General features: G+C 69.6%; 10 protein-coding genes and 1 pseudogene. 7 read left to right on the plus strand and 4 right to left on the minus strand.

Going from position 1 to position 13,051, the window contains the following annotated elements; genetic code table 11:
* Nucleotides 1-1,220, minus strand: a 1,220-nt coding sequence (locus H958_RS0100005; protein WP_081685452.1) for a transposase, incomplete at its 3' end; no start/stop codon positions are given.
* Nucleotides 1,221-1,791: 571 nt separating this feature from the next.
* On the opposite strand from H958_RS0100005, the gene H958_RS0100010 reads away from it, so the two are divergent.
* Nucleotides 1,792-2,802: an AAA family ATPase gene (locus tag H958_RS0100010; RefSeq protein WP_231379137.1), complete on the plus strand. Its 1,011-nt coding sequence runs from the start codon at nucleotides 1,792-1,794 to the stop codon at nucleotides 2,800-2,802.
* Nucleotides 2,803-2,858: 56 nt separating this feature from the next.
* Nucleotides 2,859-3,512: a class I SAM-dependent methyltransferase gene (locus H958_RS0100015; RefSeq protein ID WP_028057151.1), complete on the plus strand. Its 654-nt coding sequence runs from the start codon at nucleotides 2,859-2,861 to the stop codon at nucleotides 3,510-3,512.
* Here the strand turns inward: H958_RS0100015 and H958_RS0100020 are convergent.
* Nucleotides 3,505-4,440 carry an SDR family oxidoreductase gene (locus H958_RS0100020; protein ID WP_028057152.1) on the minus strand — a complete coding sequence of 312 codons (936 nt, stop codon included), beginning with the start codon at nucleotides 4,438-4,440 and terminating at the stop codon, nucleotides 3,505-3,507. The genes H958_RS0100015 and H958_RS0100020 overlap by 8 nt on opposite strands.
* Before the next feature lie 89 nt (nucleotides 4,441-4,529).
* Between H958_RS0100020 and H958_RS0100025 the strand changes: the two genes are divergently transcribed.
* Nucleotides 4,530-5,093, plus strand: a complete 564-nt coding sequence (locus tag H958_RS0100025) for a TetR family transcriptional regulator (protein ID WP_028057153.1) — start codon at nucleotides 4,530-4,532, stop codon at nucleotides 5,091-5,093.
* Nucleotides 5,094-5,138: 45 nt separating this feature from the next.
* On the opposite strand, the gene H958_RS0100030 is transcribed toward H958_RS0100025, so the two are convergent.
* A complete protein-coding gene (locus H958_RS0100030; protein WP_196807129.1) occupies nucleotides 5,139-5,804 on the minus strand; it encodes a response regulator transcription factor in 666 nt (221 codons plus the stop codon).
* 492 nt (nucleotides 5,805-6,296) lie between these two features.
* Between H958_RS0100030 and H958_RS33810 the strand changes: the two genes are divergently transcribed.
* Together H958_RS33810 and H958_RS0100040 are read left to right on the plus strand one after the other, a co-directional pair.
* The gene (locus H958_RS33810) at nucleotides 6,297-6,617 is read left to right on the plus strand and encodes a hypothetical protein (RefSeq protein ID WP_037408754.1); all 321 of its coding nucleotides are present in this window, start codon (nucleotides 6,297-6,299) and stop codon (nucleotides 6,615-6,617) included.
* A gap of 46 nt (nucleotides 6,618-6,663) precedes the next feature.
* Nucleotides 6,664-7,344 carry a helicase-related protein gene (locus H958_RS0100040; RefSeq protein WP_028057155.1) on the plus strand — a complete coding sequence of 227 codons (681 nt, stop codon included), beginning with the start codon at nucleotides 6,664-6,666 and terminating at the stop codon, nucleotides 7,342-7,344.
* A 160-nt stretch (nucleotides 7,345-7,504) separates the two neighbouring features.
* On the opposite strand, the gene H958_RS0100045 is transcribed toward H958_RS0100040, so the two are convergent.
* Nucleotides 7,505-7,978 (minus strand): hypothetical protein, encoded by a 474-nt coding sequence (locus H958_RS0100045; RefSeq protein WP_156027545.1) that lies wholly within the window; start codon nucleotides 7,976-7,978, stop codon nucleotides 7,505-7,507.
* Nucleotides 7,979-8,588: 610 nt separating this feature from the next.
* Here H958_RS0100045 and H958_RS33815 point away from each other — a divergent pair.
* Both H958_RS33815 and H958_RS42460 read left to right on the plus strand, forming a co-directional pair.
* Nucleotides 8,589-11,999 (plus strand): WD40/YVTN/BNR-like repeat-containing protein, encoded by a 3,411-nt coding sequence (locus H958_RS33815; RefSeq protein ID WP_051323621.1) that lies wholly within the window; start codon nucleotides 8,589-8,591, stop codon nucleotides 11,997-11,999.
* A gap of 709 nt (nucleotides 12,000-12,708) precedes the next feature.
* Nucleotides 12,709-13,038: pseudogene (locus H958_RS42460) on the plus strand (ABC transporter permease); the annotation flags it as partial.
* Between the last annotated feature and the right edge of the window lie 13 nt (nucleotides 13,039-13,051).

Genomic DNA, 13,051 nt, shown 5'->3' on the forward strand with positions numbered 1-13,051 from the left:
AGCCGCCGGTTGGTCTTGCGGGCGTGTGGGGCGTGGTGGCCGCTGATGAAGAGCCGGTCGGGTTCGGGCAGGTGCTGGCGGACGGGGCCGGCTGTGAAGCCGCCGTCGAGTGCGATCTCACGTGGCCGCAGGTTGAGCTCGCCGAGTCGCTGGCCGGTGGCCGGCAGCAGCTGGGACTCGTTGAGCGATCCGAGCCCGGTGCTGGCCGGCAGGATCAGGCCGCGGGCGCCGCGGCGCGTGTTCTCGCACAGCTCGGTGAGCTGCATGACGTAGCCGAACTCGGTCGGCTTGTTGAGCTTGCCCTTGCGGATCGGTCGGGCGTCGGGGTCGCTGATCGAGACCAGCCGGTCGGTGATTGGCTTGCCCGCGAGCCGCAGCTTGATCTGCGTGCAGACCTTCTCGGCCAGCACGCAGAACCGCTCGAGCCGGGCGGCCGCCGCCTGTTTGGCGGCAGCGCCGCGACCGCGGGCGCGTTCGCGCAAACGAGCGACGAGCCGGCGCGCTTCGCGGATCGAGGCGGCCAGCAGTTCGCCCGCTTCGCCGGTCAGCCGCAATGCCAGCGGCCTGCTGTGTCCGGTGCGGGCCGCGACCGAGCGGTTGACCCGGCGCAGCCGGCTCGCGATCGCGCGCGAGCGATCCTTGACCCGCGGCGCCCCGGCGCCGGCCAGCCCTCGCGCTTTGACGGCCTCGCGCGCGAGCGCCCGCGCGGCATCCTGCGCGAGCCCGAGGTCGGTCGGATAGCGGATGTCTGACTCCACGACGGTGGAATCGATCCGGCCGGCCCGCACGACGAAGCGCCGAGCGCCCGCCCGAGGGCTCGTCGCCTCGGCGATCACCTGCGAGCAGATGTCCTCGATCACGTCCGCGCCGAGGCGGCGCACGAGCTTGCGGATCGTTGACTCGTCCGGCACTCGGTCCCACAGCCCGATGCGACAGAACCGCCGCAGATGCAGCGAGTCGGAGACCTCCTTGACCAGCGTCTCATAGCCCCAGCCCGACCGCGCCTTGACGATCATCAACCGCACGAACCTGTCCATCGCCACCGTCGGGCGCCCGAACCCCACGGCCTCCGCGGCCCACGACGCCTCGATCGGCGCCAGCAGCCCCGGCGCGGCCAGCAACTCATCCAGGACCGCGAGATCCGCGGGCAGCTCGGCCACGTGCACCGGCAGCCCGAGATCAAACAACGACTCCACCTGTCCGCCCGACAAGCGCAGCACACTCAACCTCCGCAATCGCCCGATTTGCAGGTAAATAATCCCTGCAGCATCGGACGGAACCGCATCAGCGCCCGCGACTATTTCCGGGGGAAGTAGCTAGTACGAGTACATGGCGCCGAGTTACCCGCGCCCCGGCACCCGGCGTGACGGTGATGCCGGTCCGGTGTAGCGCTACATCAGGCGACCGCAGCAGAGATCGGATGCATCTGTAGATTACTCGCGCGTTGATCCGCGTCAAACGAACAGCTTCACCCGCCAACGCCGTCCTGCGCTCGGACCGCGCACAAGCGGCCCTTGAGGCTGCACGCGAGCATTTCAGCCAGGAGGACTCTCGCAGTCGCCAGGCGCGCTTCGAGTTTCCGCCTGTGCATCGCGAGGCAGGACCGGAGCTCGAGCGGACCTTCAACAGCAAGTGCGCGTTCTGCGAGTCGCCAGCCGGCGGAGAAATCCATCTCGACGTGCATCGGTTCCGGCCGTCACAGGAGGCTTCTGACCTCAAAGGTGAAGTCAGCCGAATGCACTACTGGTGGCTCGCGTACGAGTGGCAGAACCTCTACCTGGTGTGCGCGGAGTGCAACAGGTCGGCTGGCCCGGCGTTCCCGGTGGCGGGCCGGCGTGGGCGGATCGACGCGTCGGTGGCCGAGCTACGCCGCGTGGAGCGGTCGCGGTGCTCGACCCGTGCTTTGACAAGCCCGAGAAGCACCTTGCCTTCGATGACGACGGCTTCGTCATGCCGCGCTCCGAGCGAGGTTCGTTGACCATCGATGTCTTCCGGCTCAACCGCGACGCCCTGATCGCTGCCCGCGCGGCCGCGATCGCGGAGGCGCTCGCGTCCGCCCGCACAGCACTGGCGTCTAGGGAGCCACTGACGCAGCTCGCGCCGCTCGTCGACGTGATCCGGCCTTACGCCGGCGCTGTGCGGCCGGCGGTCCGGCGACTCCTGGAGCGCGAAGGGATCGCGCGGCAGCTCGGGCCGGAGCTCGGGCTTGCGGCGTCGCGACCGACCCGGATCGTGACCCCGGCCGTCAGTCCCGAGGTTCAGCCGGTGAAACTCGTCGGACTCTCACTGCGTAACGTGCGTGCGGTCGAGGAACTTGCCCTCGAGTTCCCTGCGGGCGTGGGCGGGTGGAACATGCTGCTCGGTGAGAACGGATCTGGGAAGACCACCGTCCTGCGCTCCATCGCACTCGGTCTCATGGGTGACGCTGCACGGGGCAGGCTTCACCTCAACGCAGACGAGTGGATTCGCGCAGGGGCCGATGTCGCCGAGATCACCCTCCATGTGGAAGGCGTCCGTGAGCCGCGACGGCTGACGATCCGCCGAGGGTCGAACCGGTTCGTGGCCCATGGTCCGGACTTTCCGGCTGCCATGGCGGCGTACGGCGCGGGACGCCTTCCACCGCACCGGGACAGTGGGACGCTCCCGCGGCGTTTGCGCGTCGGCCCCGAATCGAGAACCTGTTCTACCCCCACGCCTCTGGCTGCAGGCCGGCTGGACCGTTCGCACCGAGTCCGAGCGCGACGAGGTCCGGCGGCTTGTCGCCAAGTCCCGCGGGCGCCCCGGTCGGCTGACGCGCGATGAAGCACGGCGGCTCGGGCGGATCGCGGCGAAGGCGGCGCAAGCCCCGCGAAGCGCCAATGACCGGTTGCTGCAACTCCCGTGGCTGCGAATGGTTCTTCAGCGCCCGCTTCGCGCGCCGTGTCACGCAGCGCTATCGCAAGCGCGGTCTCGACAAGCCGTCGCGGCGGATCGTCGAGTTCCTCGAGGCGCGCGGGGTGCAGGGAGCCACGGTGCTCGAGATCGGCGGCGGCGTCGGCGAGATCCAGCTCGAGCTGCTCAAGCGCGGCGCGGCGCGCACCATCAACCTCGAGCTCTCGCCCGCCTACGACGAGCAGGCCGCCGAACTCGCGCGCGAAGCCGGCGTCGCGGACCGCGTCGACCGGCGCCTGCACGACATCGCCGTCGATCCGGACGGCGTGGAGGGCGCCGACGTCGTCGTCCTCAACCGGGTCGTCTGCTGCTACCCGGACTACGAGCGGCTGCTCGGCGCGGCGGCCGATCACGCGGACCGGCTGCTTGTCTTCAGCCACCCGCCGGGCAACCTACTGTGGCGCTCGATCGCCGCCGCGCAGAACCTCGCCTTCCGGGTGATGCGCCAGGAGTTCCGCTCCTTCGCGCATCCCCCGGCAGCGATGCTCGCCGTCCTGGAACACCACGGCCTGCGCCGCACATTCACCCGTCGCGGGCTCCCGTTCCGCGTCGCCGGGCTCGAGCGCGATCGCGTCAGCTGACGAGAGCGTGGAAGTAGTGGCCCTGCTCGAGGTCCTCGATCAGGCCGGGCTGCGTGGGCTGCCACTCCAGCTGCTCGCGGGTCAGGGCGCTGGAGGCCGGGGCGTCGATGCCGAGGAAGCCGGCGAGCCAGGTGAAGTGCTCGGCGGCGTCCTCGGGAGCGATCGAGGCCACGGGGAGATCGAGGTGGCTGCCGATCACTTCGGCGATGTCGCGCAGCGGCACGCCCTCATCGGCGACGGCGTGCAGCGTCGTTCCGGCGGGTGCGTTCTCGAGCGCGAGGCGGAACAGGCGGGCGGAGTCGAGCCGGTGCACGGCGGGCCAGCGGTTGGTTCCGTCGCCGATGTAGCCGGAGACGCCCTTGTCGCGAGCGATGCCGACGATCGTCGTCATGAAGCCGTTGTCGCCGTCGCCGTGATTGGTCGGCGGGAGCCGGACGACCGATGAGCGGACGCCCCGGCCGGCGAGCGAGAGCGTCAGCTCGGCGGTGCCCCACCGGGTCCGCGGGCCGGGGCTCATGGCGGCCACGGTCGACGCCGGCCCATGTCCGTCGCGCTCGGTCGCCAGGCGCCCCGGCGCGACCCCGAGCGTTCCGGAGGCGATCAAGAGCGGCCGGTCGGAGCCCGCGAGCGCGTCGCCGAAGGTCTCGACGGCGCGGCGATCCACGTCGGCGGCGCCCTGGAAGTCGCCCGAGAAGGCGCTCTCGTGCTTGAAGGCGAGGTGGATGACGCCGTCCGACGCGGCCGCTGCGCTGCGCAGGACGTCGAGGTCGTCGAGGGTGCCGCGTTGGACCTCGGCGCCCGCGGCGGTGAGGGCGTCGGCCGAGGCGTCGGAGCGAGCCAGCCCGACGACCTCATGGCCTGCGCCGATGAGCTCGCGAGTGACGGCGGAGCCGATCCAGCCGGACGCGCCGGTGACGAATACGCGCATGTTGAGCCTCCAAATGGGTCGATGTCAGTTGCTGTCATCACCGTAGCACGCGATGTCGGTCGCTGTCATCGCAATATGATGTGACGGGTATGGGCCGCTGGGAGCCAGACGCGCGCGGTCGCCTTGCGGAGGCGGCCATGGCGCTCTACCGAGAGCGCGGGTTCGACCAGACCACGGTGGTGGAGATCGCCGCGCGAGCCGGGCTCACGGAGCGGACGTTCTTTCGCCACTACGCCGACAAGCGCGAGGTCCTGTTCGCCGGCTCGCGGCGCCTGCAGGAGCTGATGGCGAGCGCGGTCGCGGACGCGCCCCAGTCCGCGGCTCCGATCCACGCCGTCGCCGCCGCCCTCGAGGCTGCCGCCGCGGTCCTCGAGGACCGCGAGTTCGCGCGGCAGCGCCAGGCGATCATCGTCGCCAATCCGGAGCTCCAGGAACGCGAGCTGATCAAACTCGCTTCGCTTGCCGCCGCGATCGCCGACGTGCTGCGCCGGCGTGGAGTGACCGAGCCTGCCGCCAGCCTCGCCGCCGAGGCGGGGATCGCCGTCTTCAGGGTCGCGTTCGAACGCTGGATCGACGAGACCAACCAACACGACCTGTCGGCACTCATCCGGGAGTCGCTGGGCGAGCTGGACGCCGTGACCGCCGGTAGGTGAGCGCCGATCCGGCTCGCGGCACGCTGACGGCGGCCACGAGTTGTATTAGAAGGAGTCGGCGATGCGGTACCCCACGCGCGGCGTGGTGGTGATGACCGGCGGCTCGCCGAGCTTGCGCCGCAGCCGGCCGATGGTCACGGCGACGGCGTTGCTGAACGGGTCGGCGTGCTCATCCCAGACGCGTTCGAGCAGGTCCTCGGCGCTGAGGTACGCCGGGCTGGCGCGCAGCAGCGCCTCGAGCAGCTCGAACTCCTTGACCGAGAGGTCGAGCGGCTTCCCGTCGCGCGTAACCGTGTGCCTCAGCGTGTCGAGCTCGATCCCTGCCGCGCGCAGCGTCGGAGCCTGCGCGGCGGGCCGGCGGCGGGCGAGGGCGCGGACGCGCAGCACGAGCTCTGGGAAGTGAAACGGCTTGGCGAGGTAGTCGTCGGCGCCGAGCATGAGCCCGCTGACGCGGTCGCCAGGCGCGTCGGCGGCGGTGGGCATCAGCACCATGACCCGCGTGTCGCGCTCGGCGATCATCCGGCACAGGTCGTCGCCGTGGATGCCCGGCAGGTCGCGGTCGAGGACGACGACGTCGTACCTGGTGAGGGCGAGCTTGGCCGCGGCCTCGAGCCCGTCGCGGGCGACGTCGGTGGCGATCGCCTGATCCCGCAGTCCTCCGGCGAGGACGTCGGCGAGCGGGTCCGCGTCCTCGACGATCAGGACCCTCATGCCGGAACCCTCGGCAGCGCGATCACGACCTCGAGGCCGCCGGTGCCGTCGGCCTAGCCGTGCCCGGGACACCTGTGCTCCGCTGACGAGGGCGACCCCATATGGGTCGCCCTTTTCGCTCCCGGACGAAGAGCGTCCACCACCATCGCGTCTGACATCACCCCAAGGGCCCCTCCCACGAGAGAAAGGCTCCGCCCGCGCGGGCGGACTCCGCGCTCCAGCACCCCTTCACGTAGGACGCAGATCGGGGGACGAAGGGCGGGAGAGGGGCGCCGACAACCGATCACGCACATACGCCTGTAGCTCAGGGCTCCGCACTCCACACCACGACCGCGACGTCAGCTCACCTCCGGCCGCGAGCCGGAGCGGGACGGTTTATCGGGAACAGCGAGTTCAAGTCCGGTGAGGAAGCGCCCACCGGCGATGTCGCTACTGGCGCGCACCGGCTACTGCTGAGAGACTCGCTCCGACATCGTCGACAAAGGAGGAGGCATGCCCGTCGCCGTCGTGCAGGACTGGGTTGAGGAGGAGACCGACCGCTCGACTACCAACTACAACGCCATCCACGAGCGCGTCATGCAGAGTGGACCGATCGAGGGCTTCCTGCTTCACACTGCGGGCTTCACCGGACGCGGATTTCGAATCTTCGAGGTCTGGGAGACCCGGGAGCATTACGACCGCTTCGTCGAGGAGCGGCTGATGCCGATCATCGAGGAGACCGCCCCCTCGGATGCCCGGCAGCCGGAGCTCACGGTCTACGAGCTGCATGGGTTCGTCGTCACACGTCATGCGGCCGAGGTGCCGGCCTTCTAGGCGGCCCTCCACGAACACCTGGTCGACGTCCCCGCGTGCAACAGTCGTGATCGATCCGACCGAGATGCGTGGACTCGGGTTCTGCGTATCGGTCGACCACGCCGAGTTCATGGCGCGCGCGTTCACCGACTCCGGCCTGCCGTCGCGCGCCCTGTCCGGGCGAACGCCTGAGGCCGATCGCGTCGCGACGCTTCGCGCGTTGGAGCGTGGGGAGTTGCGCGTGGTGTTTTCCGTCGATGTGCTCGGCGAAGGCGTCGATGTGCCGAGCGTGGACACCGTGCTCCTGCTGCGACCGACCGACGGCGCGACGGTGTTCACCCAGCAACTCGGGCGCGGCTTGCGCCGAGCCGAGAACAAGCCATATCTGACGGTGATCGACCTCATCGGCCAGCAACACCGCGAGTTCCGGTTCGATCGACGCCTCGGCGCCATCGTCGACCGCCGCCGCGGACCCCTGCGCCAGCAGCTCGACGCAGGATTCCCATTCCTTCCGTCAGGGTGTTCCGTCGATCTCGACCGCCAGAGCCCCTCGCCGGCGACGTTGCGGGCTATAGCGCCGATCGCGCCGCGCAGCAACGGACGGCGCCATCCGGCGGATCCGCCCCGTGGTCGAGGAGATCGTGGCGGTCATGCGGGCCAGCCGGCGTCGGACCTTCGTGGCGAGCGGCGTCGAGGCTTGGTCGTGGTGTCGTGGCGTCCCGGCTTGCGCATCACGAGGCGCCGTTGATGACCGATCACGATCTCGATCCGCGCGCATCGCCTCCGCGGCATGACGCAGAGCCCCATGCGAATTCGGCATCTCGGCTCATCGATCGGCGGCCTCCGCCGGTCTGCCGACTGCTGAACCGGGCACACCACGACTCTCAGGACCATTCCTCGACCGAGCCTTACGAGACCGTGTAGCGGATCTGCAGTTTGCCCTGGCAGAGGGTGATCACCCGGATATGGACCGTGTGCTTGCCGTTGTCCAGTTGGGCCTCAGCCTCTGCGGCCTCCTGGTCTTGGGCGAGCAGCGTATAGCTGTTCTGGACCAGGATGGCGGAGGCGTCGTCGCGCCGCTGGGACAGATCCTGCGGCCCGCCGTCGCTGACCGCGAAGTAGCTCATGGTGTTTTCGAATGGTCCGTCGGATTCGTAGACATGCGCGCCGTCGGGTAGCGAGAGATCGGCGGGTGGCTCGGTCTTGGGTTGCCCCTCGATGTCGCCGACCTGCGAGCACGGGAGGGCCTGGACTCCGCCGCTCGCGATGGCGGCCGCGGTCGACGTGCTGGTGTGCGATCGTGCCGGCTGCTGGTGGTCCCCGCAGCCCGCGACGACCAGCGCGAGCGCAGGCGCGATCAACACGATCGTACGTGAAACCACCTCAACCTCCCTCGGTTCGGACCCTGAGCGGATCGCAGCTTGCCGTACGGAGATGAGGGTCGCGTGCGGCTCGGCGAAACCCTAGCGCGGGAACGGCGACCTCTCCGCAGGCGAGGCGTGACGGGGCTCGCGGCCTCGATGCGCCTTGAATCCGAGCCACGAGAGGAACTTGAGAATCTTGCGTGTCACGTTTTCGAGCTTGGTGGAACCCTGGGGTCTGTAGGCGCCACGCGAGAATCTCGTCGGCCGAAGGGGTCGGGCGCTGCCGTGGGAGAGGTTGAAGCGCGAGCGTGACCGCAATGCGTCGCGGCGTGCTCGCGGAACGTCTGAGGGGGGAGTTCGCATGGGCAGATCACCATCGTGGCGACGCGTTCTGCTGTTGGCCGGCTTGGTTCCGTTGCTCGGCGCCGGTGCCGCAGTCGCTGTTGCGCTGCCGGCACCGCATGCTGCGCTGCCGGCACCGCATGCTGCGGTGCCGGCACCGCAGGCTGCGGCGGCGAAGGCGGCCGCGGCGGTGGCCGGGGATGTCGATCCGTCGTTGTACGGGTCGTTGCAGTGGCGGAACATCGGGCCTTACACGGGCGGCCGGTCGCTGGCGGTAGCGGGCAGTGTGGCGCGGCCGAACGAGTACTACTTCGGCGCGACCGGCGGCGGGCTGTGGAAGTCCACGAACGGCGGGACCGATTGGGCGCCGGTGACCGACGGGCAGATCACGAGCTCGTCGGTCGGGGCGATCGCGGTGTGCCCATCCAATCCGGACGTGGTCTACATCGGGACGGGCGAGACGGCCTCGCGCGGCGACATCATCTCCGGCGACGGCGTCTACAAGACGACCGACGGCGGTGCGACGTGGTCCCACCTGGGCCTCGCGGACACGGAGATGATCGCCAAGATCCGGCTGGACCCGAACGACTGCAACCGCGTGTTCGTCGCGGCGCTCGGGCATGAGTTCGGCAATAACACCGAGCGCGGCGTGTTCCGCTCGACCGACGGCGGCGCGAACTGGCAGAAGGTGCTCTATGTGAGCGCCCAGACGGGCGCCGGCGATCTGTCGATGGACCCGACAAACCCGAACGTGCTGTACGCGTCGATGTGGCAGACCTACCGGCGCTTCTGGACGTTCTCCAGCGGCGGCGACGAGAGCGGGCTGTACAAGTCCACCGACGGCGGCACGACGTGGACGAACATCACCAAGAACGCCGGGCTGCCGGCCGGGCCGCTGGGCAAGATCGGCGTGAGCGTCTCGCCGGCGAACCCGAATCGCGTGTACGCGCTGGTCGAGGCGCATGACGGCGGCCTGTACCGCTCCGACGACGCGGGCGCGACGTGGAAGCTCGCGACCAACGCGGCGGCGATCCGCCAGCGCGGCTTCTACTTCAACGCCGTCATCGCGGACACCACCAACGCGGATCGCGTGTATATCGGGAACGTGTCGTTCATGCGCTCCGACGACGCGGGGGCGACGTTCCGCACCGTCGGCACGCCGCACAGCGACAACCACGATCTGTGGATCGCGCCGGACAACGACCAGCGGCTGATCGAGGGCAACGACGGCGGCGCGGCGGTGTCGACCAACGGCGGGACCAACTTCACGGCCGAGGACTACTCGACGGCGCAGATCTACCAAGTGGTCACCACCAACGACAGCCCGTATCTGGTGTGCGGCGAGCAGCAGGACCGCAACTCGGTCTGCGTCTCGAGCACCGGCGGCACCGGCTCGTTCGGGATCGGCGGCGGCGAGAGCGGCCCGGTGGCCGTGGATCCGGCGGACTCGAACGTGTTCTATGCCGGCAACTACGACTGGCTTCTCACGCGCCTGGATCGCTCGGGGAAGAGCCAGATCGGCACCCGCCGGATCGACCCGTGGCCGGACAACCCGATGGGCTATCCGGCCAGCGCACTCAAGCAGCGGGCACAGTGGACGTTCCCGCTGGTGACCAATCCAGCCGAGCCGAAAGCGGTCTTCACCGGCTCGCAGTATCTGATGAAGTCGACCAACAACGGTCAGAGCTGGCAGCGGATCAGCCCGGACCTGACGTTGAACGACCCGTCAACGACGGGCGACTCCGGCGGTCCGATCACCAAGGACCAGACCAGCATCGAGTACTACGCGACGATCTTCTCGATCGCGCCCTCGACGGTCGATCCGAAGGTGATCTGGACGGGCTCGGACGATGGGCTGGTGCACGTGACGACCGACGGTGGGACGACGTGGAAGGACGTCACGCCCCCGGATCTCGGCAAGTTCACGCGCGTGAGCATGATCGACGCCGGCCACCAGGACACGCAGACGGCCTACGTCGCCGGGCAGCGCTACGCGACCGACGACGACACGAGCCCGTATGCGTACCGCACCCATGACGGCGGCAAGACGTGGACGAAGATCGTCACCGGCATACCGGCGGGCAACTTCCTGTGGACGATCCGCGAGGACCCGGTGAAGCCCGGCCTGCTGTACGCGACCACCGAGCACGGCGTCTACGTGTCCTTCAACGACGGCGACAGCTGGCAGTCGCTGAAGACCAACCTGCCGGACACGCGCGTATATGACCTGAAGGTCAAGAACGACGACCTCGTGATCGCCACGCACGGCCGCGGCTTCTACGTGCTCGACGACGCCGCCGCGCTGCTGCGCAGGCTCACTCCCACGACCACGCCGGCGGACATCGCCGACTTCCATCAGACGGTGCCGCCGGTCACGCCGATCCCCTCGGTCACGGCGCCGCCGGTGGTGATCCCGCCCACGACGCCCGCGGCCGACCAGGAGAACTCCCTGGCGGTCCTCAAGGATCCCAACAACGTCGTGCATGCTGTGAGCAGCAGCGTGTCGGTCAGCTACACGCTCAAGCAGGCTGTCACCTCGGCCCGCGCGGACTTCCTCGACGCGAGCGGCACGGTGATCAACAGCGTGACGCTGCCGACCACGGCCGGTACGCGCACGACGACCTGGAACCTGCGCTACGCCAGCGCCGTGAGCTTCCCCGGCCTGATCTACTGGGCGGGCAGCAACACGGGCCCAAGAGCGCCTCTGGGCAGCTACACCGTCCGGCTGACGACCGACGGGCAGGCTCTGTCGCAGTCCTTCGACATCCTCAAGGACTCGCGGCTGACGAACGTCAGCGACGCGGACATCCGGGCCGAGTTCGAGCTCGCCCTGAAGGTGCGCGACCGCACCAGCGACGCCAACCAGGGCGTGATCAACATCCGCGCCTGCACCGCCCAGGTCAACGCCGCCGTGGCCCAGGCCAACGACGGCTCGATCAGCTCGTCCGGCGCGGCGCTTGACACCTCGCTGTCAAGCGTCGAGAACGAGCTCTACCAGACGAAGTTGCAGGCGAGTGAGGACCCGCTCAACTTCCCGATCAAGCTCGACGACAAGATCTCCGCCCTGCGCGGGATCATCGAGAGCGTCGATGCGCGGCCGACCGATCAGACCTACCAGGTCTACGACGGACTCGCCGCGCAGCTGCAGACGCAGATGAGCCGGCTCGCCGGGATCGTCGCCACCGACGTCTGGAACTTCAACCAGATGCTCCAGGCCAAGGGGATCCCGCCGATCGCGTGCTCCTCGTTCACCGAGACCACGACCACCACCGGCACGGCCGGCGGCACCGTCCCGGCGACGCTCGCGCTCACGCTCGGCACGCCGCCGGCGTTCGGCTCGTTCACACCGGGCCTCGCGATGGACTACGGCGCGACGATGACCGCCAACGTGATCTCCACGGCCGGCGACGCCACGCTCAGCGTGGTCGACCCGAGCGCCACCGCGCCCGGCCATCTGGTCAACGGCGCGTTCTCGCTGCCGCAGGCACTGCAGGCGCACGCCTCCTCGCCCGGCGGCACCGCCGCGGCCGGCGGCGCGATCAGCGGCTCGCCGCTGACGCTGGAGACCTGGGCTGCGCCGATCAGCAACGACCCGGTCGCGGTCGCGTTCAAGCAGAGCATCGCCGCGAACGACGCCCTGCGGACAGGCAGCTACAGCAAGACGCTGACGTTCACGCTGTCCACCACCACGCCATAGGGCAACCGGCGGGGTGCGGCAGCGGCCGCACCCCGCCCCAGGTTTGGCCGGCGCCGTACTTGCCGGCCGGCCGGGACCCCATTTCCGAGATTTCGTCTTCGTACTGACTATGGATGACAAGACTTTGCGGCTCGCTTGCCGCGCCGAACGGACTGCCGGTGGGCGGCGCCGGGCGGACATCAGGTAGCCGTGGCTGCGGTTCGTGAACAGGCACTCCCGAAGCCGCTCGTCGGCGAGGGAGTGCTGGCGGCGCCGCGATCGCGCAATCGCCCGCGGCGCCGCGGTGCGTCCGGGAACTGGCGCTCGCTCGGCGCGAGCGGCCTGGCGATCCTGTTCGCGCTGCTGGGGTGGGAGACGATGGCGGCCAAGCACGTCGTGGCGTCCTACTCGCTGCCGACGCCGCACGCCGTCTGGACGGAGTGGTGGGCGCTGTCGCGCCGCGGCATCCTCTGGCACCACGTCTGGGCCACGGTCCACGTCGCGCTGTTCGGCTGGGCGTTCGCGTTCGTGGTCGCGCTGCTGTTCTCCTACCCGCTGTCGCGCTCGCCGCTGTTCGCGAGCATCCTGGCGCCCTACATCGCCGGCACGCAGGCGATGCCGATCCTCGCATTGGCGCCACTGCTGACGGTGTGGTTCGGGCTCGGGCTGTTCTCGAAGACGCTGATCTGCGCGGTGATCTGCTTCTTCCCGATGATGGGTCACGTTCTCGGTCGGGTTGCAGAACGTCGACCACACGCTGATCGACGCCGCCGCCACCGAGGGCGCCGGCCGCTGGAACAGCCTGCGCTACATCGAGCTGCCGCTCGCCACCCGCACGATGCTCGCCGGCGTCCGCATGGGGCTGTCGCTGTCCATGACCGGCGCGATCGTGGCGGAGTTCGTCTCGGCGAGCGCGGGCCTCGGCTACATGATGGAGCTGGGGCGCAACCAGTACGACGCACCCCTCGTGTTCGCCGCGGCCCTCACGCTGGTGCTGGTCGCCGTCGCCTTCTATGTCGTGGTCGGGCTGCTCGAGCGCGTGCTGATCGACTGGGAGTAGGCGTGCAGGGCCT

Source organism: Candidatus Solirubrobacter pratensis (genome assembly GCF_000425945.1).
Taxonomy (GTDB): domain Bacteria; phylum Actinomycetota; class Thermoleophilia; order Solirubrobacterales; family Solirubrobacteraceae; genus Solirubrobacter; species Solirubrobacter pratensis.

What these genes read in the sequence shown, in the direction of transcription:
- H958_RS0100015 (WP_028057151.1), top strand. Translation starts at nt 2,859, where the DNA reads ATGACCGGTTGCTGCAACTCCCGTGGCTGCGAATGGTTCTTCAGCGCC.
- H958_RS0100020 (WP_028057152.1), bottom strand. Translation starts at nt 4,440, where the DNA reads ATGCGCGTATTCGTCACCGGCGCGTCCGGCTGGATCGGCTCCGCCGTC.
- H958_RS0100025 (WP_028057153.1), top strand. Translation starts at nt 4,530, where the DNA reads ATGGGCCGCTGGGAGCCAGACGCGCGCGGTCGCCTTGCGGAGGCGGCC.
- H958_RS0100030 (WP_196807129.1), bottom strand. Translation starts at nt 5,804, where the DNA reads ATGAGGGTCCTGATCGTCGAGGACGCGGACCCGCTCGCCGACGTCCTC.
- H958_RS33810 (WP_037408754.1), top strand. Translation starts at nt 6,297, where the DNA reads ATGCCCGTCGCCGTCGTGCAGGACTGGGTTGAGGAGGAGACCGACCGC.